Raw genomic sequence first — 20,367 nt, 5'->3', positions numbered from 1 at the left:
AGTTACGTCGTATCCTCATCTTGACACTGACAAGTTCAAGGGAGATGGCGATGGCGGTCCTGATGGCGCTGGTACTGGGCAGCCTCGCGGCCAGGACGGTGGGCCGGCTCGGCGTCGACTATGTCGACAGCTGGCCGCGCGCCGTCGCCGTCGGGCTGGCGCTGATGTTCACGATGACCGGAGTGGCGCACTTCGTCCCGGCCATGCGCCGCGACATGATCGCCATCGTGCCGCCGCGGCTACCGGCGCCCGGCCTGCTGGTGACGATCACCGGCGTGCTGGAACTGCTCGGCGCGGTGGGCCTGCTGTTCCCCCCGACCCGGGTTGCGGCGGCCGTGTGCCTGTTCCTGCTGATGCTGGCCATGTTCCCCGCCAACGTTCACGCGGCGAGGATGCCGGACCCACCGCGGTCGATGACGTCGCGACTAGACGTTCGGTCCGCCGAAGAAGTTCTCTACCTCGCCGCTGCCGTAGTGGTCGCGGTCGGCGGTGGATAGCACCCACGCGTACTGGAACGCCGCCTCCTTCCACCGCTCGTAGCGTCCGCTGATCCCGCCGTGGCCGGCGCTCATCTCGGTCTTCAACAGCACCGGGTTGGCATCGGTCTTGGCATACCGAAGCGCGGCAACCCATTTCGCGGGCTCCACGTAGAGCACCCTGGTGTCGTTCAGCGACGTCATCGCCAGTATCGGCGGGTATTCCCTGGCGACGACGTTCTCGTAGGGCGAGTACGACTTCATGTAGAAGTAGATGTTCTCGTCCTCGATCGGGTTGCCCCACTCGTCCCACTCGGTCACCGTGAGCGGCAGCGCCGGATCCAGGATCGTGGTCAGCGCGTCGACGAACGGCACCTGGGCCAGGAACCCGGCGAACAACTCCGGCGCCAGGTTGGCCACCGCGCCGATCAGCAGACCGCCTGCGCTGCCGCCGAGGCCGACGAGGTTCTCCGGCCGTGTGACGTCGGTGGCGATGAGATGCCTTGCCACCGCGATGAAGTCGGTGAACGTGTTGCCCTTCTCCAGCATCTTGCCGTGCTCGTACCACGACCGGCCGAGCTCTCCACCGCCGCGGACGTGCGCCACCGCGAACACCATTCCGCGGTCGAGGAGCGACAGCCGCGCGATGGAGAAGCGCGGGTCCTCGCAGGACTCGTAGGCGCCGTAGCCGTACAGCAGTGTCGGGGCAGGGAATTGCAGACCGGCCCGGTGCACGATGGAGATCGGCACCCTGGCGCCGTCGGGTGCGGTCGCCCAGTCGCGCCGCTCGACGTAGTCCTCCGGCCGGTAGTCGCCCAGCACCGGTTGCTCGCGCAGCAGCACGCGCTCACCGGTTTCGAGGTCGATGTCGTACACCCGAACCGGCGTCACGAACGACGTCGCTCCCACCCGCAGTTTCGGCGCGTTCCAGTTCGGATTGGCGGACAGGCCCGCCGACGTCAGTTCGGTGTCGAAGGTGATCTCCTCGGCGCGGCCGTACCCGCCGTCGGCGGTCAGCGGCCACAACTCGATCCGGGGCAGCGCCTCACTGCGGTAACTCACCACGAGGTGCCGCGCGAAGGCGTCCACCCCGTCGAGGCGGACGTCCTCGCGGTGCTCGATGAGCGTGCGCACGGCCGCCGGATCGGTGACGGGTGCCTCGACCAGCTCGAAGTTCTCGGCTCCGTCGTTGTGCAGGATCAGGAACCGGTCGTCGCCGCCCACCACGGCGTGTTCGACGGAGTACTCCACCGACTCGCGGCGCGGCCACACGACGGCGAACTCGGCCTCCGGGTCTGCCGCGTCGGCGAATCGCACCTCGGAGGTGACGGCGCTGCCCGCAGCGATCATCAGGTACCGGTCGCTGCGGGTGCGCCCGACGCCGAGCCAGTACTTCTCGTCGGCCTCGTGGTAGACCCGCTGCGCGGGCAGCCCGGCGCCGAGGCGATGGCGCCACACCGTGTCCGGGCGCCACGCGTCGTCCACCGTCGTGTAGTACACGGTGCGGTTGTCGGCCGCCCAGGTGGCGCCGGCCCCGATGCCGACGACGGTGTCGTCGTACTGCTCGCCGGTGCGTAAGTCCCTGAACCGCAACGTGTACCGCTCGTCGCCGACGGTGTCCACGGAGTAGGCCAGGATATTGCCGTCCAGGCTCATCGTCGCGGCGCCGAGGGCGAAGTAGTCGTGACCGTCGGCCTCGGCGTTCTCGTCGAGGAGCACCTGCTCGCCCGGGATCTCGGTGTGCTCGTCGAGCACCGGAGGTGTCCAGTCGCCGGGATCGCCCACCGGACAACGGCAGTGCACCCCGTACTGCTTGCCTTCGAAGCTGCGGCCGTAGTACCACCAGTCGCCCCGGCGGGTGGGCACCGACAGATCGGTCTCCTTGGTGCGGGCCTTGATCTCGTCGAAGATCTTCTGCCGCAACGGCGCGAGATCGGCCGTCATGTGTTCGGTGTAGGCGTTCTCCGCCTCGAGGTACTCGATCACCTCGGCGTCGTCCTTGTCCCGCAGCCACTCGTAGTGGTCGAGGAACACGTCGCCGTGGAACTCGCGGCGGTGCTCGACGCGCTTGGCCTCCGGCGGGTTCACGCGCCAGGACCGATCCACGCGTCGAACTGCAGACCCGAGATGCGTTCGTAGGCTTCGATGTAGCGGGCGCGGGTGGCCGCGACGACGTCGGGCGGCAGCGGTGGCGGTGGTCTGTCGCCGGCGCGGTCCCAGCCGGACTCCGGCCCGGTCAGCCAGTTGCGGACGAACTGCTTGTCGAAGCTGGACTGCACCTCGCCCTCGCGGTAGTCGTCGGCGCGCCAGTACCGCGACGAGTCCGGGGTGAACACCTCGTCGGCGAGCACCAGGGTGCCGTGCCTGTCGACGCCGAACTCGAACTTGGTGTCAGCGATGATGATGCCCTTCGTCAATGCGTGCTCGGCGCCCCGGACGTACGTCTGCAGGGTGTGGTCGCGCAACTGTTCCGCGCGTACGGCGCCGACGAGTCCGACGGTGTCGTCGAAGGTGATGTTCTCGTCGTGGTGGCCCAGTTCGGCCTTGCTGGCCGGGGTGTACAGCGGCTCGGCGAATCTGCTGGCCTCGGTCAGCCCCTCCGGCAGGGCGATGCCGCAGACCTGGCCGGTCTTGCGGTAGTCGACCAGGCCGGAGCCGGTGAGGTAGCCGCGGGCCACACACTCCACGGGGAGCATCTGCAGCTCGTGCACCACCAGTGCGCGGCCGAGCACCTCCTCGGGGATCCGCTCGTCGTCGGGCGGACCCGCGAGGTGGTTGGGCGCGTCGAGCAGGTCGAAGAAGAACACACTCATCGCCGTCAGGATGCGGCCCTTGTCGGGGATGTCGCCGTCCAGCACGTGGTCGTAGGCGGAGATGCGGTCGGTGGCCACGAACAGCAGGTGGTCGTCGTCGATGCGGTAGAGCTCCCGGACCTTGCCGCTGGCCAGATGGCGGTAGTCGGTCAGAGCAGGGCGCATCGGGCCAGACTATCTGCTGGGATCGGGGCATGAGCTCTCGCTACCTGCCGTACGCCACCACGCCCGTCCGCCTGTTGTGGCAGTTGATCAGCGACATCGTCATCGCGGCGTGGACCGTGGTGTGGGTGCTGGTGGGCATGGCGGTGCACGCGGCGGTGGCCACCATCGCCGAAGTGGGCCGCCAGGTGAACACCGGGGCCAACGGCGTCGCGGACAACCTCAACTCCGCGGGCGACAACGCCGACGACTTCCCGCTCGTCGGTGATGCGCTGGCCAAGCCGCTGCGGGCGGCCAGCGAGGCGGCGCTCGACATCGCGGGCGCAGGCCAGAGCCTGGACGACACCGCGTCGTGGCTGGCGTGGGTGCTGGCGCTGGCCGTCGCGTCGCCGCCGATCCTGGCCGTCGCGATGCCGTGGCTGTTCCTGCGGCTGCGCTTCTTCCGTCGCAAGTGGACGGCCGTCACCCTGGCCAGGACGCCGGCCGGTGAGCAGCTGCTGGCGCTGCGGGCCCTGGCCAACCGGCCGCTGGCAAAGCTCGTCAGCGTCGACGACGATCCCGTCGGCGCGTGGCGCAGCCAGGACGCCGTGGCGATCCGCGGGCTGGCGGCGCTGGAGCTGCGCGCCGCAGGCATCCGCGCCCACCTCTAGATCCCCAGTGATTTCGGCGCGCTCACGTTCGCTCAGCGATCGAAACCGCGCCGAAATCGCAGGGGTGGGAGCTGTTCGCGGCGGCTCGTCGTCTGACCATCGTGATCGACGACTATCTGCGCCGCCACGACGGTGTCATCACGCTCGCTCAGGCCGGTCGGGCGGGACTCGACGAACAGGCGGTACGGCGACGGGTCAGATCCGGCCACTGGCGGCGCTGCTCACCGGGTGTCTACTTCGTCGACGACAGGCCGTTCACCGACGCCGCCCGCATTCGAGCAGCGGTATGGGGTCTCGGCACGCGTGCGACGGCGAGCGGATTGGCCGCCGCATGGTGGCACGGGTTGACCCGATTCGCCCCGGACGTCGTCGAGGTGACCGTGCCCCGCAACAGCCACGGCCGGAGTCGCCCCGGCGCCCGACCGCGGCGACGTGACCTGCGACCAGCCGACGTCACCGAGCACCGCGGGCTACAGGTCACCGCGATTCCCCTCACCGTCGTCGAAGCGGCCGCCCGCCGCGGCGGGGGCGCCAAGATTCTCGACTCGGCGCTGCAACACCGGGTCGACCTACCGACCCTGTGGACTGCTCACCTTCGTAACAAAGGCCGGCATGGATCGCCCGCCGCCCGTCGCCTGCTTCAGGTCGCCGACGACGGCGCCCGTTCGGAAGCCGAGCGACTGCTCGTCCGACTGCTCAAGGCGGCACGCATCACTGGTTGGAAGGCCAATCATCCGGTCGCCGGGTACCGCGTCGACGTGGCATTCCCGAGCGCCCGAGTGGCCGTCGAGGTCGACGGCCTCGCCTTCCACTCCGACACCGACGACTTCCACGCCGATCGAGTACGTCAGAACGCGATCGCACTCGCCGGGTGGCAGGTGCTCCGCTTCACGTGGCTGGACCTGACGGAACATCCACAACGGGTGATCGCCGAAATTCGTCGCGCCATCGCAAGACCGTGAGCAGCCAGACGACCAGGGCGATCCATAACGCGACTTCGGACACCACGTCGAGCCATCGCCACCCCGTCTCCCGGTACATCGCGAAGGTGGCCGAGGCGTACATGCCCAGCGGGAACACCGCCGGCCACGCCCGCACCCGCCGCCACCCAACGCAGAGCAGCGGGACGATCCACAACGTGGCGAGCACCCACGTCCCGATCGTCACGTGCTCCACGGCGTCGGCGAACGGTCCGGGCGGCAGCGCGTGGTGCAGGTGGTCGCCGGCCAGCGTCGAGACCGCGAGCCCACCCATCAAAATCCAGTGGTCGGGAGGGACATCGCGGCGCATGGCCGGGTCGGCGCCGATCCGCCAGATGATCAGCGACGTCATCACGAGATACCAGCACAGCGCGAGCAGCCAGAAGGCGATGGCCCAGAACACGATTCCGGATGCCACGGACACGATGGCCAGTCCTGACGTGGCGACACTGACCAGTTCCCACGCGCCGTGCGCACGGTCCCGCAGGCCGGTCCACCGCAGTCGCCACATCTGTCCGACGACAACCGGCATCAGCGACACCCAGCCCTGCGCGGCCATCGTGCCGAGCACCCACACGACCGTTTCGTGATCGGCGAAGCGGGCGGCCAGCACCGCACACGCCGCCACGTAGGTGAACAGCCCGACGGCCGTGTCGATCTCGCGCAGATTCCAGCCGTCGCGCCGCCAGCTCAGCGCTGCGAGGAACACCAGCACCGGCAGGGCGACCACCGCGAGCACCGCAAGCGCGGCGCTGACGGGACCGTAGCCGTGGTCGGCCGCCGCGATCGAGACGATCCCGGTTGCCATCACCGCCGCGAACGCATCCGGCCTCACGGAGTCAGCTCGACCACCAGGTGCCGGATACCGGTGTGCCGGTTGCTGCGGGTCCACTCGACGGGCTCGGCCACTCGCACACCGGCGAAGCGGCGGAGCAGCTCCTCGAACAGCACCCGCAGCTCGAGCCGCGCCAGGTTGGCCCCGAGGCAGTAGTGCACCCCGTACCCGAAGCCGAGGTGCGGGTTGGGTTTACGGGCGATGTCGAAGGTGTCGGGTTCGGCGAACGCCGCGCCGTCGCGGTTCGCCGAACCCTCCCACACCTGAACCTTCTGCCCGGCATTGATCGCGCATCCACCCAGATCGACGTCACGGGTGGCGGTCCGGCGCTTCGACGGGGACGGCGACGTCCAGCGCACCATCTCCTCGATCGCCGACGGCAGCAGCGACGGGTCGGCCCGCAGCGCCGCCCATTGCGCGGGCTGCTCGGCGAGTGCGAGCAGTCCACCGGCCACCGCGTTGCGCGTCGTCTCCGCGCCCGCGCTGAACAGCAGGCTGAAGAACAGGTACAGCTCGAGGTCGGAGAGCCCCTCGTCGAGCGCCGCATTCGCGACAACGGAGAGCATGTCGTCGGTCGGCTCGGCGCGCTTGGCGGCGATGAGTTCCATTCCGTAGGTGTACATCCGGGTCCCGGCGTCTTCGGCGGTCAGCTGACCCACCTCGGCCGTGCGGGCCCGGCCGAAGTCGAACTGCGGCTCGATCGCCTCGAATAACCAATGCCGTTCGCTCTCAGGCACTCCCAGCAGGATGCAGATCATCTGCATCGGCAGTTCCGCCGCCACGTCGACGACGAAATCGAAGGGCCGGCCGGACGCCACCGCGTCGAGCAACCGGCGGGCCCGTGCCCGAAGGTCGTCCTCGACCAGGCGGATCATCCGCGGTGTCAGCCCGGAGCTGACCAGTCGGCGGATCTGCGCGTGCCGTGGGTCGTCCATCATGTTGAGCACCTGGCCCGCGACGGCCAGGTCCTGCAGCAGGGTGCCGCCGTAGGGCCGGTCGCCACCGGTCACCGACGAGTAGCACACCGGGTCACGAAGCACCGCAAGCGTTTCGGCGTGTGTGGCGACCGACCAGAAGCCCTCGCCGTCGGGGGTGTGCTCGGTGGGTTCGTGCCAGCAGACCGGCGCCTCGCGGCGATGCACGGCGAACAGGTGATGCGGAAAGCCGTCGGCGAAATTGTCCAGATCGGTGAGATCGATATCCGCGAGCCGCATCCCTACAGGATGGCGTGCCTACCGGAGTGGCGGGTGATATTGCGGCCCCGGGGCGAAGTGGTGCGGCTGCGAGGCCCAGAATTCGCGCACCATTCTGGCCTCACGCTTGAGCACCGCGAGCGCGAGCAGATTTCGCACGATCGCCAGAGGGTTGAAGAAGACCATCGACAAGATGCCCCACCAGCCGAGGAACAGACAGTGCAGGAGGCTCGCCCTGATCTTGGCCTGGCACTGGGCGTAGGTGCCGGTGAAGGTGGAATCCTGTGCGAACCACAGCACCACGACGCCGGTGTGCCTCACCGTCTCCACCTTGTACTGCTGCTCCCCCGGCACGACGTGCGTGCGACCGTTGTGCGTGTACACCGCCTGTCCGTATCCCGGATAGGGCGGCTGCGGGTAACCGTGCGGCTGCGTCATGCAATCATTCTCCGCCGCGACGCGGACCCCCTGGCGCACCAATTCGTCGGCTACAGAATGGCGCCCGAGGTGTACTTGGCCGCCTCCGGGTAGCGGCCGACGACCTCGTCGACCGCCTCGGCGACGCGGTCGACCTGATCGCCCGCGGCGCCGGTGAACGCCTGCTTGTCGGCCAGCGCGGCGTCGAGCGCGAGACGGTCGAGCGGCAGCCGCGGATCGGCGGCGAGCCGGTCCAGCAGATCGGGCTCCTGGCCCTTCTCCCGCATCGCCAGAGCCACCGTCACCGCATGCTCCTTGATCACCTCGTGCGCCGTCTCGCGGCCCACCCCCGCACGCACTGCCGCGATGAGGATGCGGGTGGTGGCCAGGAACGGCAGGTAGCGGTCGAGTTCACGCTGGATCACCGCCGGGTACGCGCCGAACTCGTCGAGCACCGTCAGGAAGGTCTCGGTCTGCCCGTCGATGGCGAAGAATGCGTCGGGCAGTGCGACGCGGCGCACCACCGAGCAGAACACGTCACCCTCGTTCCACTGCGCGCCGGCCAGTTCGGCGGCCATCGACGCATATCCGCGCAGCACCACCTGAAGCCCGTTCACCCGCTCGCAGGACCGGGTGTTCATCTTGTGCGGCATCGCCGACGACCCGACCTGGCCCGGCGCGAAGCCCTCGGTGACGAGTTCGTGGCCCGCCATCAGCCGGATGGTGTGCGCCAGCGACGACGGCCCGGCGCCCAGCTGCACCAGCGCGGAAACCACGTCGTGGTCGAGCGAGCGCGGGTAGACCTGGCCGACGCTGGTGAAGATCTCGGTGAAACCGAGGAACTCGGCGACCCGCCGCTCGAGGTCGGCGAGCCGGGCGGTGTCGCCGTCGAACAGGTCGAGCATGTCCTGCGCGGTGCCCATCGGGCCCTTGACGCCCCGCAGCGGATACCGGTCGATCAACTCACGGAGGCGCGTCAGCGCGACGAGCATCTCCTCGGCGGCCGAGGCGAACCGCTTGCCCAGCGTGGTGGCCTGCGCGGCGACGTTGTGGCTGCGGCCCGCCATCACCAGATCGCGGTAGCTGATCGCACGCTCGGCCAGTCGCGCCACCACGGCAACGCCGTGGGCGTGCACGAGTTCCAGCGAGCGCCGGATCTGCAGCTGCTCGACGTTCTCGGTGAGATCACGGCTGGTCATGCCCTTGTGCACGTGCTCGTGGCCGGCGAGTGCGTTGAACTCCTCGATGCGGGCCTTGACGTCGTGGCGCGTCACCCGCTCGCGGTCCGCGATCGACTGCAGGTCGACGGTCTCGAGCACGCGTTCGTAGTCGGCCACCACGCCGTCGGGCACGTCGACGCCCAACTCCGCCTGTGCGCGCAGCACGGCGAGCCAGAGCCGTCGCTCGGCGACGATCTTGGCCTCCGGCGACCAGATCGCCACCATCTCGTCGCTGGCGTACCGATTGGCCAGCACGTTAGGGATTTTTGGGGAGACCGTCACGAAGCAACAGCTTACGACCCGGGTAAGGCAGGCTGGGCCCATGCACTTCGTCGGACTCGACCTCGCCTGGGGTGAGCGGAACCGGACCGGCGTCGCGGTGGTCGACGCCGAGGGCCGGCTGATGCACGTCGGCGCCGCGCACGACGACAAGAGCATCCTCGCGGCGATCGGCCCCTACGCCGACGGCGACTGCGTCGTCGCGATCGACGCGCCGCTGGTGGTGACGAACCCGACGGGCAACCGGTCCTGCGAAGCGGCGCTCAACCGTGACTTCCGGGCTTTTCAGGCGGGCGCCCACCCGTCCAACACCGGTAAGCCGGAGTTCGCGAACGGAACCCGGGGCGCGCGCCTGGCCGCCGCGTTGAACCTGGACCTCGACCCGTTCTCCACCGGGCGGCGCCGGGCGCTTGAGGTCTATCCGCACGCCGCCTCGGTGGCGCTGTTCGGCCTCGGCAGAACCCTGAAATATAAGGACAAGCGGGGACGCAAGTTCGAGAAGATGCAGTCCGAACTGCTCAGGCTGATCGCCCTCATCGAGGGACTCGAAGGCGCCGACCCCGCGCTGCGGGTCGCGGACCACGACGACTGGCAGCGCCTTCGTGAATCGGTCGAGTCCGCCACCCGCAAGAGCGAACTGCGGCGCGCCGAGGATCCGGTCGACGCGGTGCTGTGCGCCTACGTCGGGCTGTACTCGGTGCGCCGACCCGGTGACGTCACCGTCTACGGCGACGAGGCCACCGGCCAGATCCTCACCCCGACGCTGCCCGTGGGGCTGACACCGCAGACGGCGCAACCGATTCCGGACGTGGTACGGACGGCCATCGCACAGTACGAGGCCCGCAGGCCCGGTCTCGTCACCGCCACCGATCACTACCTGCGGCTGGTCACCTCGCTCCTCGACGATGCAGGCATCAACTATCTCAGCGTGACCGCGCGCACCAAGAGCGTCGAGTCCTTCGCGGCCAAGGCCGAACGTGAAGTCGACGGGCAGCGACTGTTCAGCGATCCGCTGGCCGAGATCACCGACCAGATCGGGCTGCGGGTCATCACCTACCTGCGGGAGGACGTCGACGCCGTCGCCACACTGCTCACCGACGAGATGCGCCTGCTGGACGACCGTGACATGGGCCTGCAGACGGCACGGGAGGGCCGGTGGGGCTATGCCAGCAGGCACCTGCTGGTCGGCGTGGAAGGTCAGCAGCAGCCGGCGTCGATCCAGGTCCGCACCGTGCTGCAACACGCCTGGGCCGAGTTCGAGCACGACATCCGCTACAAGGGATCGATTCCCGCCGAACATGTTCCGGACCTCGACCGGCGATTCACACTGGCGGCAGGCCTGCTCGAACTCGCCGACCGGGAGTTCACCGCGATCCGAGAGCGACTCCGCGTCTCGCTGACCGACGAGGAGATGGCGGCCGAGGAGTACGACCAGTCCGCCGATCCCCGCATCGCCACCGCGGTGCTGGCGACCTATCTCGGCAACCGGTACGCCGAGGCGGGCTGGTCGCGCACCGACCACTACGGCTGGATCTCCGGATTGCTGCTCGAACTCGGCATCACCTCACTCGACGAGCTGACCGCGCTCCTCGACGGAGTGGACGCCGACACGATCGACAAGGCGATGGGATACCGCTATCCGGCCGGTGCGGTACGCCGCCTCGACGACGCGCTGCTGGCAATCTTCCGGGACCGGTACCTGCGCCTGCACGGCAACGCCCACCGGGTGGAGCTGCTGCAGAACAGGCTCAAGCGGCTGCCGGGCGGTGCGGACTCCTAGTCCGGGGTCTTCGCCAGGTGGGGGTCGGTGATGCCCGCGTCGCGGATGCCGAGCTGACGGTTGATCAGCATGGTGATGAGGAAGAGCACGACGCCGATGGCGACGAGGATCAGCGCCAGCACGTACTGCTGGGTCGGCCGACCCGAGAACGGCAGTACCAGGTACAGCGACGCCAGGAAGCCGATGACCGGCAGCGCAGTCGGCGTCTTGAAATGGCCGCCCGCCGCTTGGACGTCGCGCCTCAACACCAGCACCGCGACGTTGACCATCGCGAACACCGCGAGCAGGAGTAGCGACGTGGTGCCGCCGAGTACCGAGATCGCGCTGCTGTTGGCGAACGCCGTGACGTAGAAGATCAACCCGAAGGCGATCAGCGTGGTGAACAGGATCGCCACCCACGGGGTGAGGCGCCGCGGGTGCACCGTGCCCAGCACTGGCGGAAGCACGTGCTGGCGGGACATGCCGTAGATCAGTCTGCTCGCCATCAGCATGTTGATCAGCGCGGTGTTGGAGACGGCGAACATCGAGATGTACGGCAGGATCGTCTCGATCGGCAGGCCCGGCGCTCCGGCTTTGACGACCTCCACCAGCGGGGTGTCGCTCGCCTCCAGCACGCCGACCGGTACCAGGGCGACTGCGACGATGGCCACGATGACGTAGACGGCACCGGCGATACCCAGACCGGTCAGCAACACCTTGGGGAAGATCTTCACCGGATCCTTGGTCTCCTCGGCCATGTTGACCGAGTCCTCGAAGCCCACCATCGCGAAGAACGCCAGCGAGGTGGCGGTGGTGACGGCCAGGAACACGTTCTTGTCCTGCGCGGTCTCGAAGGCCACCACCCGGGCGAAGTCGACATCTCCGCCGCCACCGGTGAAGGCCCAGAGTCCGACGAAGATGACCAGCAGCAGGCCGGTGATCTCGATGATGGTCAGGACGACGTTGAGCTTGACGCTCTCACCGACACCGCGCAGGTTGACCATGGCGATCAGAGCCATGAAAAGCAGTGCGACGACGACGATCCCGACCTTGCCCAGGCTCCACTGGAATGCGTCGTCGAGCACGGTGTCGAGGTTCGCCGCGAAGAACCGGGACGCGGTAGAGGCCGAGGTGATGCCCGAACACATCACCACGAAGGCCACCAGGAACGTGACGAACTGGATGCCGAAAGCCTTGTGCGCGTAGAGCGCTGCGCCGGCCGCCTGCGGGTACTTGGTCACCAGCTCGAGATAGCTGAACGCGGTCACGGTGGCGATGAGGAAGGCGACGAGGAACGGGACCCACGCGGCGCCACCCACTTCGGCGGCCACGTCACCGGTGAGCGCGTAGACGCCGGTGCCGAGGATGTCGCCGACGATGAACAGCAACAGCAGGCCGGGACCCATGACGCGCCGTAACTGCGGTTGCTCCTCGGCGGTTTCCGACTGACTCATGGGCTCCTCCGTGACGGTTGGTGCCCACCATCATGAGTCAGCGGCGACCGCCACGCAGTGTCATCCGGATTATTCGGTCAGTCGATGGGGGCCAGCACGTCGATCACGTCGACCAGGGTGGCCCGTGCGGTCGCGCGGGGCCCGTCGCCGTCGCCCACCAGCGCCGCGACCACCGCTCCATCCACGGCGCACACCAGTGCGGTCAGGAATTCCGACCGCACCGTCCGGCCGGAGCGCTCGACCACCTCGACGACGGCGTCGGTGCGCTGCTGCAGGATTCGGCGTTGCACGTCGCGCAGTGCGGGTTGGCGGGCGCAGGCGATGTAGCGCTCGTAACGCGAGATCAGTTCGTCGGAGCCGAAGGTGCTCGCCGACTCGCCGACGAGCAGATCCACCAGCACCTCGGCGGTCGACTCCGCGCCCCGGCGCCGCCGCGACAGGACCGCGACCCGCTGCTGCAGTTCGTCGGCTTCCCGGGTGCCCACGTGTTCGACGGCCTTGGTGATGAGGTCGTCGAGGGAGGAGAAATAGTACGTCGTCGACGCCAGCGGCAGACCCGCCCGGCGCGCCACCGCCCGGTGTCGCACCGCGTCGAAGCCGCCTTCGCACAGCAGGTCCGCGGCGGCGCTGACCAGCGCATACCGTCGTCTCTCTCCCTTGGGAGTGACCGCTGCCGTCACGCCTTGCATGCTGCCAGTCACAGCGAAGCGACATCGCGGTTTCGGCCAATCATCAGGCTTTGTTCAGGGAATCGGCCGCCGGTCGGCGGGTCCGGCAGCGATGGCATGATGGCCCGCATGCCTGACGTCAGCCGCCGCGCGCTCCTGCGCCTCGGGTTGGGCGCGGCCGCCGGAGCGGCGGGCGCCTACGCGCTCGGCACGACGCTCGACACCACGCCGGCCGGTGGACCGTCGGTGGCGATGACGAGCGCGGGCGCTCCGCTGGCCCCACCCCCGCTGCAGCCGCCGCCCGCCGCCGCCCCGACCTACGTCACCGGTTCGTTCGTCTCGGCCGCGCGCGGCGGAGCTGCGACCAACTGGGCGATCGCGCGTCCGCCGGGGCAGTCCGGGCCGCTTCGACCGGTGATCGCGCTGCACGGCAAGGGGGCCGACGCCGCCCAGGTGATGGCGGGCGGTGTGGAACAGGGGCTGGCTCAGGCCGTCGACGCCGGGCTGCCGCCGTTCGCCGTCGTGGCCGTCGACGGTGGCGGGAGTTATTGGCACAAAAGGGCTTCCGGTGAGGACTCGGGCGCCATGGTGCTCGACGAGCTGATCCCGATGCTGGGAACGATGGGCCTCGACACCTCGCGCGTCGGCTTCCTCGGGTGGTCGATGGGCGGTTACGGCGCGCTGCTGCTGGGCGCCCGCCTCGGACCGGCGCGCACGGCGGCGATCTGCGCGGTGAGCCCTGCGCTGTGGACGTCGGCCGGGGCGGCGGCGCCCGGCGCATTCGACGGCGCCGACGATTACGCCGCCAACAGCGTCTGGGGCCTGCCTGCGCTCGCCGACATCCCGATCCGCATCGACTGCGGCGACAGCGACCCGTTCTACGCGGCGACCGAGCAGTTCATCGCGCAGCTGCCCACCCCGCCCGCGGGCGGCTTCTCGCCGGGCGGACACGACGGCGCCTTCTGGAGCTCTCAGCTGCCTGCCGAGATCGCCTGGATGGCACCGCTGCTCGTCGCCTAGAGCGCGATGCGGCCCTCGGCGGCCGCGAGTCCGATGTCGGTGCGGAAGTGACTGCCCGGCAGACGAACCGACCCGATCAGGTCGTAGGCCGCGGCGCGGGCAATCGACAGGTCCGCACCGGTGCCCACCACCGACAGCACCCGACCGCCCGACGAGACGACGGCCCCGTCGTCGCGGCGCGCCGTACCGGCATGCAGCACGCCGTCGGCCTCCGACCCGGTGATCGCGTCGCCGACGCGCGGCCGGCCGGGGTAGTTCTCGGCCGCCAGCACCACCGTCACCGCCGCGCCGTCCCGCCAGCGCAGTTCGCCGAAGCCGGCGAGCCGGCCGGTGGCGGCGGCCCGCAGGAGCTGACCGAGCGGGCTCTCGAGCAGCGCCAGCACCGACTGCGTCTCGGGGTCGCCGAAGCGGCAGTTGAACTCGACCACCGCGGGCCCGCGTGAGGTGATGGCCAACCCGGCGTACAGCAGTCCGGAGAACGAGCTGCCCCGCCGGACGAGTTCTGCGGCAACGGGTTTGACGATGTCGTCGACGATCCGCCTACCGACATCGTCGGGCAGCCATGGCAGCGGGGCGTAGGCGCCCATGCCGCCGGTGTTGGGCCCGGTGTCGTTGTCCCCGACGCGTTTGAAGTCCTGTGCGGGCAGCAGGGGTACGACGGTCTCACCGTCGACGACGCAGAACAGCGACACCTCGGGACCGTCGAGGAAGGACTCGAGCAGCACCGGGTGCCCGGCGTCGAGCAGGGCGGCGGCGTGCGCACGCGCCGCGTCGCGGTCGGCCGTCACCACCACACCCTTGCCCGCGGCCAGTCCGTCGTCCTTGACCACCCACGCCGGGTCGCCCGCGGCGGGGCCGAACCGGTCGAGCGCCTCGTCGAGGCGAGCGGGGGTGTCGACGATCTCGCTGGTGGCGGTGCGCACGCCTGCGGCGGTCATCACGTCCTTGGCGAACGACTTCGAGCCCTCGATGCGGGCGGCGTCCTTGGTCGGCCCGAAGCAGTCGATGCCTGCCGCGCGCACCGCGTCGGCCACACCGAGCACCAGTGGCACCTCGGGACCCACCACCACCAGATCGGCGCCGATGCGCTGAGCCAGTTTGGTCACCGCCTCGCCCGACGTCACGTCGACGTCGTACTGGTCGGCGATGACCGCGGTACCGGCGTTGCCGGGGGCGACGGCCAGCGTCTCGACCTCCGGGTCGCGGCGCAGCGCGAGCAGCAGGGCGTGTTCACGGGCGCCGGATCCGATCACCAGGACGTGCACAGTCGACAACCCTAACGCGCCCGTCCGGGCATACACTTGACAGCAGAGTGTATGGTCGTGGTGAACGTGGCCCGCGTCACACAAGGAGGTATTCGCCGTGACCACCATGGAGAGCCGCTGTCCGTTCGGACCGGGGTACGACTTCACCGATCCCGACGTCCTGCTCAAGGGCATCCCGGTCACCGAATTCGCCGAGTTGCGCCGCACGGCGCCGGTGTGGTGGAACGAGCAGGCGGAGTCGATATTCGACGACGGCGGCTACTGGGTGATCAGCCGGCACGAGGACATCAAGTCGATCTCGCGCAACGGCGATCTCTGGTCGACCAACCGCAAGGGCGCGGTGATGCGGCTGCCCGAGGGTGTCACCAGCGAACAGCTCGACCTGACCAAGGCGCTGCTGATCAACCACGACGCCCCGGAGCACACCCGGTTGCGCAAGATCGTCTCGCGGCTGTTCACGCCGCGGTCGGTCGCCGCACTCGAGGAGCGGCTTGCTGTCGCCGCCCGCGAGATCGTCAGCGCCGCAGCGCAGAAGGACAGTGGCAACTTCGTCGACGACATCGCGATGATCCTGCCGCTGCAGGCCATCGCCGACCTGATCGGCGTCCCGGAGGCCGACCGTGAGCGGCTGTTCCACTGGACGAACTCGATCATGAACACCGACGATCCGGACTTCGACTCGGATCCGACCACCGCCAACGCCGAGTTGATGGGCTACGCCTACACGATGGCCGAGGAGCGCAGGCGCTGCCCGGCCGACGACATCGTCACGCGGCTGATCGAGGCCGACATCGACGGCGAGTCGCTCGGCGACGTCGAGTTCGCGTTCTTCGTGATCCTGCTGGCCGTGGCGGGCAACGAGACCACCCGGAATGCCATGACGCACGGCATGAACGCCTTCTTCGAGCATCCCGACCAGTGGGAGCTGTTCAAGCGCGAACGGCCGAACACCGCGGTCGACGAGATCGTCCGCTGGGCCACCCCGGTGCACTGCTTTCAGCGCACCGCGCTCACCGATGTCGAGATCGGCGGGGTGACGATCCGCGAGGGGCAGCGCGCCGGCCTGTTCTACAGCTCGGCCAACTACGACGAGGACGTCTTCGGAGACCCGTTCCGCTTCGACATCCTGCGCGACCCGAACCCGCACCTCGGCTTCGGCGGCAACGGCGCGCACTTCTGCATCGGCGCGAACCTCGCGCGCATGGAGATCAAGCTGATCTTCAACGAGATCGCCGACCAGATACCGGACATCGCGAAGCTGGCCGAGCCACAGCGGCTGCGGTCGGGCTGGATCAACGGGGTGAAAGACCTACAGGTCAGCTATCGCGGCTGAGCGCACGGGCTGACGTACCATCGGCCCATGCGCACCCACGGCTGGTCGGGCGCGGCGCCCGCGTCCGACGAGGAGGCCGTCGCGCGCATCCTCGCCGCGGCGGGCAGGGCTATCGACGAGCGCGGCGCCGACATCAGCATCGCCGATGTGGCCCGCACCCTCGGCGTCACGCGGCAGACCGTGTACCGGTACTTCCCCAGCACCGAAGCACTTCTCGTCGAGGCGGCGGTGCACGCTGCGGCCGACTTCCTCGAGCGGCTCGCCATGCACCTGCAGGGCATCACCGATCCGGTCGAGGCGGTCGCCGAGGCGATCGCCACCGCGCTGGAGTGGCTACCCAAGGACAAGCACATCGGCCTGCTCGTCACGCCGGGCCGGGCCGACGCCCACAGCGAGTCGGTAACCTCCGATGTCGCCCAGCAGTTCGCGAACGCGATGCTGCGCCGGTTCGACGTCGACTGGACCGGTCTCGGCTTCACCGACCACGAACTCGACGAACTCGCCGAACACCTGTTGCGGATCATCCAGTCGTTCGTCGTCGACCCGGGCAGGCCGCCGCGCACCGGCGAGGACCTGAGGGCCTACCTACGCCGCTGGGTGGGTGGCGCGGTGGGGCCGCGCTAGCGGGATCCTCGGACGGCGCCGCGGGCGTCGCCGACACGCCTGAAATCACCTGCATGGCAGGCATTTCAGCTCTTCGGGAGCTCACATCAAACACGTCGCCGTTCTCTTAAGATTCGAACATATATTCGACGAATGGCGTTCGAGTCAGTCCGTGAAGCGCTCACCGCGCTCCGTGCCGCGTACGACGCCCTGGCCGACTGCGACGTCGAAACACTCACCCGCACCGAACTACTCGAGGTCCTCGACGAGGTGCAGACGATCGGCTGCCAGCTCCCGAGCCAGAACCACCGTCTGCTGGCCCGCCTGCAGGCCGAGTCGACACCGCGGGAACTCGGTGCCAAGTCATGGCGTGACGTCATCGCGATCCGGTGGCGCATCTCCACCGAGGAGGCCAACCGCCGGCTCACCGAGACGGCACTGCTGGCGCCCCGGCGAGCCCTCACCGGAGCACCGCTGCCACCGCTGCTCGTCGCGACCGCCACCGCACAGCGACTCGGGCTCATCACCCCGGAGCACGTCACGGTGATCCGTCTCGCGATGAAGCGCATGCCCGGCTGGGTCGACACCGCCACCCGCGAACGCCTCGAAGTCGACTGGGTGCGGCACGCCGTCGGGTCGGGCCCCAAGGAACTCCAGGACCAGACCGCACGGACGCTGTTCCTGCTCGACCAGGATGGGCCCGCCCCGGACGACGAGGAGCGCGCCCGCCGCCGGGGGCTGTCCAAGGGCAGGCAGCAACACGACGCCATGACCGAGATGAAGGCGAACCTCACCCCCGAAGCCTGGGCGGTGTGGGAGGTCCTGTTCGCGCGATACGCAGCACCCGGCATGTGCAACCCGGCAGACGTCGCCCCGTGCACGTCCGGCACACCGACGCAGGCGCAGATCGACGGCGACAACCGCAGCATCGAGCAACGCCGCCACGACGCCTTCGAGTTCATCGGTCGCGCTGCCTTCGACAAGGGCGAACTCGGCCAGCTCAACGGCCTCCCCACCGCGATCATCGTGCGGACCACGCTGCAGGAGCTGCGCACCCTGGCCGGCATCGGCATCACCGGTGGCGGCACTGCACTTCCGATTGCCGACGTCCTACGGATGGCAGCGCACGCCAACGCCACCAACTACCTCGCCGTGTTCGACGACGCCACCGGATCCACACTCGACCTGTTCAGAACCCGGCGGACTGCCTCGGTGGCCCAACGCTTTGCGCTGATCGCCCGCGACGGTGGCTGCACCAAACCCGGCTGCACGGTGCCCGCCTACGGCGCCCAGGTCCACCACGCCGCGAAGGATTGGACCGCCGGCGGCGACACCAACATCGACGACCTCGGCCTGGCGTGCGGGCCGGACAATCGCGCGGTCGGCCCCGGCGGCTGGACCACCCTGCTCAACCACCGGCACGAAGTCGAATGGATACCTCCGGCCGGACTCGATACCGGGCAGAAGCGCACCAACGGCTACCACCACCCCGAGAAACTGCTCCTGCCACTCGAGGAGGATGACGCGCGCCCGGCCGCCGAGGACGAACCCGGAAGACCGGAACCACCCGGCAACACAGCGGCCTAGCTACACCACGGTGAGCGGCAGCGACTTGCGGTCCTCGAACACCCAGCTCGCGCCCCCACTGAACTTGGTGACCGCGACCTCGCCCAGCTCCTTCGACGGAGTGTCGGTCTCGACGAAGCGCACCGTCCAGTCCGACTGCGTGCCGGTCACTTCCGCCCGCAGATGAGGGTCGACCGCCGCGGCGATCGCCTGCAGCGGCTTGTCCGCGACCGGTGACACCAGCGAGATCCATGACCCGTCCTCGTGGGCGGGCGACGGTCGCACATGCACGAACCCCGGGTCGACGTCAGCCCACACGTAGGCGGCGGGGTTGAGCAGCGGATGCAACTCGAGCACCCGCAGCGCTCCCTTGACGTCACTGGACAGCTTGAGCGCCTTGTGAATTCGCTCCGCTGCGACTCCGGCGATGCCGATCAGCTGTTTGGTGCGGATCGACTCTGCCAGCGCCGCATCATCCTTCGCCCGCGCCTCGACCGCCAGCTTGAACGAAAAGACGAGCAGGTGCATCTGCAGGCACACCTCGTCGGCGATCCGCACGAGCGCCGAGTGCGAGAACGCGCCGAAGTCGACGTCGGCCAGCAACGGACCCGAATAGTCCGCCATCCCCTCGTCGTCGCGGTCGATCGGGTCCAGCTCGGTGTGGTGTGCGTGGGTGGCGGCGACGACGTCCATCGCGGGAATGAACGGCACCTCCGGGTAGGACTCGTCGATGATCACCGTCCACCGGCAGTGCGGGTGCTGATCGGCCGACGCCCTCGGCGGCCGGTGGATGGGCCGCACCTGGGCCTTGCGGTTGGTGGCCAGCGCGGTGGCGTCGAACGTCGGGTCCTCGATGTCGTGGCACATCCCGTGCACGTAGTCCTCGCCCATCGGCTCGACGTCGAGCAGCGCCCCGCAGTGGTTCAGGTAGAACTCGCCGTGCCACCGGTCGTGCACGACGTACCGGAAGTCCATGAACTGCGGCGGCGCGCCGATGTCGAGCTGCAGACCCTTGAAGAGGGTGAAGATGTCCACACCCTCGTAGTTGAGCGCCTTCTGCATCCGCCTGGTGTAGAGCGGACTCGACGCCGCCCACTCCTCGATGGCGACCTGCAACATCTCCTCGCGTCCCCACGCGCTGATGCAGTGCGCCATGCCCGACCGGTCGATCAGCTGACCGATCAACAGCAGCTCGGGCACCAGCACCGCGAGTTCCTCGCGCGAGAGCGCGGCGTACCTACTCATCATCGAGCGTGCTTCCCGAGTGCATGTTCAGCGCGGCATTGACGTTGGCCTTCTTGTCTTCACCTTTTTCTGCGGTCTTCCTGCGCTGCTTGGCCACCTTCGTCACCACACCGTCGAGCTTCGATCCCAGCGGGAAGCCGAGGTAGTGGGTCAAGAAGATCGCCATCTCCTTGAGCTCCTCCTCGGTGAGCTCCTCGTTGGCGAGCGCGGCATTGGCCTGTATCTCGGCGAGATCCGAGATGCCAAGGGCGGTGACGACGGTCAGCGTCATGATCCGCTTGTCGCGCATCGACAGTCCGGGACGCGTCCAGATCGTCCCGAACAGGTGGTCGGCGGTCAGCGCGAAGTAGTCGCCGGGCATGTCCGGCATCTCCCAGCCGTAGACCTCGTTCATCTTGTCGAGGCCCTTGCGGCGCAGCTCGTCCATGC

Annotated in this window: 19 protein-coding genes; 8 read left to right on the top strand and 11 right to left on the bottom strand. The window is 68.9% G+C overall.

Annotated features, from left to right (window positions below; all coding sequences use genetic code 11):
* Window positions 1–50: 50 nt before the first annotated feature.
* On the top strand, window positions 51–497 hold the full coding sequence (locus ACPCHZ_RS08025) for a DoxX family protein (protein WP_423484254.1): 447 nt from the start codon (window positions 51–53) through the stop codon (window positions 495–497).
* On the opposite strand, the gene ACPCHZ_RS08020 is transcribed toward ACPCHZ_RS08025, so the two are convergent.
* Together ACPCHZ_RS08020 and ACPCHZ_RS08015 are read right to left on the bottom strand one after the other, a co-directional pair.
* Window positions 426–2,564 (bottom strand): S9 family peptidase, encoded by a 2,139-nt coding sequence (locus ACPCHZ_RS08020; protein ID WP_423484680.1) that lies wholly within the window; start codon window positions 2,562–2,564, stop codon window positions 426–428. The two genes, ACPCHZ_RS08025 and ACPCHZ_RS08020, sit on opposite strands and share 72 nt — an antisense overlap.
* The gene (locus ACPCHZ_RS08015) at window positions 2,561–3,454 is read right to left on the bottom strand and encodes a phosphoribosylaminoimidazolesuccinocarboxamide synthase (RefSeq protein ID WP_423484253.1); all 894 of its coding nucleotides are present in this window, start codon (window positions 3,452–3,454) and stop codon (window positions 2,561–2,563) included. The genes ACPCHZ_RS08020 and ACPCHZ_RS08015 overlap by 4 nt, the downstream gene beginning before the upstream one ends.
* A gap of 29 nt (window positions 3,455–3,483) precedes the next feature.
* Here ACPCHZ_RS08015 and ACPCHZ_RS08010 point away from each other — a divergent pair, with 29 nt between their 5' ends.
* The gene (locus tag ACPCHZ_RS08010) at window positions 3,484–4,101 is read left to right on the top strand and encodes a hypothetical protein (RefSeq protein ID WP_364975646.1); all 618 of its coding nucleotides are present in this window, start codon (window positions 3,484–3,486) and stop codon (window positions 4,099–4,101) included.
* 101 nt (window positions 4,102–4,202) lie between these two features.
* A complete protein-coding gene (locus ACPCHZ_RS08005) occupies window positions 4,203–5,063 on the top strand; it encodes a DUF559 domain-containing protein (RefSeq protein ID WP_423484252.1) in 861 nt (286 codons plus the stop codon).
* On the opposite strand, the gene ACPCHZ_RS08000 is transcribed toward ACPCHZ_RS08005, so the two are convergent.
* Genes ACPCHZ_RS08000 through purB form a run of 4 tightly spaced genes read right to left on the bottom strand, consistent with a single transcriptional unit; the run spans window position 4,990 to window position 9,070 of the window.
* The gene (locus tag ACPCHZ_RS08000) at window positions 4,990–5,916 is read right to left on the bottom strand and encodes a tellurite resistance/C4-dicarboxylate transporter family protein (protein WP_423484251.1); all 927 of its coding nucleotides are present in this window, start codon (window positions 5,914–5,916) and stop codon (window positions 4,990–4,992) included. The genes ACPCHZ_RS08005 and ACPCHZ_RS08000 overlap by 74 nt on opposite strands.
* Window positions 5,913–7,130: a cytochrome P450 gene (locus tag ACPCHZ_RS07995; RefSeq protein WP_423484250.1), complete on the bottom strand. Its 1,218-nt coding sequence runs from the start codon at window positions 7,128–7,130 to the stop codon at window positions 5,913–5,915. Before ACPCHZ_RS07995 ends, ACPCHZ_RS08000 begins: the two co-directional genes overlap by 4 nt.
* Before the next feature lie 18 nt (window positions 7,131–7,148).
* Entirely contained in the window at window positions 7,149–7,547 is a 399-nt protein-coding gene (locus ACPCHZ_RS07990) for a hypothetical protein (RefSeq protein WP_423484249.1), read from the bottom strand.
* Between the two features lie 50 nt (window positions 7,548–7,597).
* Window positions 7,598–9,070: an adenylosuccinate lyase gene (gene purB / locus ACPCHZ_RS07985; protein WP_423484248.1), complete on the bottom strand. Its 1,473-nt coding sequence runs from the start codon at window positions 9,068–9,070 to the stop codon at window positions 7,598–7,600.
* Between purB and relZ the strand changes: the two genes are divergently transcribed.
* Window positions 9,069–10,805: a bifunctional ribonuclease/(p)ppGpp synthase gene (gene relZ, locus ACPCHZ_RS07980; RefSeq protein WP_423484247.1), complete on the top strand. Its 1,737-nt coding sequence runs from the start codon at window positions 9,069–9,071 to the stop codon at window positions 10,803–10,805. The genes purB and relZ overlap by 2 nt on opposite strands.
* On the opposite strand, the gene ACPCHZ_RS07975 is transcribed toward relZ, so the two are convergent.
* Window positions 10,802–12,238, bottom strand: coding sequence for an APC family permease (locus tag ACPCHZ_RS07975; RefSeq protein WP_364975660.1), 1,437 nt, complete (start codon window positions 12,236–12,238; stop codon window positions 10,802–10,804). The genes relZ and ACPCHZ_RS07975 overlap by 4 nt on opposite strands.
* 77 nt (window positions 12,239–12,315) lie before the next feature.
* Window positions 12,316–12,927, bottom strand: coding sequence for a TetR/AcrR family transcriptional regulator (locus ACPCHZ_RS07970; protein WP_364975662.1), 612 nt, complete (start codon window positions 12,925–12,927; stop codon window positions 12,316–12,318).
* 96 nt (window positions 12,928–13,023) lie between these two features.
* On the opposite strand from ACPCHZ_RS07970, the gene ACPCHZ_RS07965 reads away from it, so the two are divergent.
* Complete coding sequence (locus ACPCHZ_RS07965) at window positions 13,024–13,926, top strand: alpha/beta hydrolase (protein ID WP_423484246.1); 903 nt, start codon at window positions 13,024–13,026, stop codon at window positions 13,924–13,926.
* On the opposite strand, the gene purD is transcribed toward ACPCHZ_RS07965, so the two are convergent.
* Complete coding sequence (gene purD, locus ACPCHZ_RS07960; RefSeq protein ID WP_423484245.1) at window positions 13,923–15,191, bottom strand: phosphoribosylamine--glycine ligase; 1,269 nt, start codon at window positions 15,189–15,191, stop codon at window positions 13,923–13,925. The genes ACPCHZ_RS07965 and purD overlap by 4 nt on opposite strands.
* A gap of 106 nt (window positions 15,192–15,297) precedes the next feature.
* Between purD and ACPCHZ_RS07955 the strand changes: the two genes are divergently transcribed.
* The 3 genes from ACPCHZ_RS07955 (at window position 15,298) to ACPCHZ_RS07945 (ending at window position 18,714) form a co-directional block, all read left to right on the top strand.
* Window positions 15,298–16,524, top strand: a complete 1,227-nt coding sequence (locus ACPCHZ_RS07955; RefSeq protein ID WP_423484679.1) for a cytochrome P450 — start codon at window positions 15,298–15,300, stop codon at window positions 16,522–16,524.
* A gap of 27 nt (window positions 16,525–16,551) precedes the next feature.
* Window positions 16,552–17,148, top strand: coding sequence for a TetR/AcrR family transcriptional regulator (locus ACPCHZ_RS07950; RefSeq protein WP_423484244.1), 597 nt, complete (start codon window positions 16,552–16,554; stop codon window positions 17,146–17,148).
* Window positions 17,149–17,280: 132 nt separating this feature from the next.
* The gene (locus ACPCHZ_RS07945) at window positions 17,281–18,714 is read left to right on the top strand and encodes a DUF222 domain-containing protein (RefSeq protein WP_423484243.1); all 1,434 of its coding nucleotides are present in this window, start codon (window positions 17,281–17,283) and stop codon (window positions 18,712–18,714) included.
* Here ACPCHZ_RS07945 and ACPCHZ_RS07940 read toward each other — a convergent pair whose 3' ends face one another.
* Window positions 18,715–19,941: a hypothetical protein gene (locus ACPCHZ_RS07940; protein WP_423484242.1), complete on the bottom strand. Its 1,227-nt coding sequence runs from the start codon at window positions 19,939–19,941 to the stop codon at window positions 18,715–18,717. It abuts the gene before it with no gap.
* Complete coding sequence (locus tag ACPCHZ_RS07935) at window positions 19,931–20,365, bottom strand: carboxymuconolactone decarboxylase family protein (RefSeq protein WP_423484241.1); 435 nt, start codon at window positions 20,363–20,365, stop codon at window positions 19,931–19,933. Before ACPCHZ_RS07935 ends, ACPCHZ_RS07940 begins: the two co-directional genes overlap by 11 nt.
* Window positions 20,366–20,367: the final 2 nt, after the last annotated feature.

This window comes from Mycobacterium sp. NPDC050041, assembly GCF_049541695.1.
Taxonomy (GTDB): Bacteria; Actinomycetota; Actinomycetes; order Mycobacteriales; family Mycobacteriaceae; genus Mycobacterium.
This window is presented reverse-complemented; position numbering and strand designations above follow the sequence as displayed.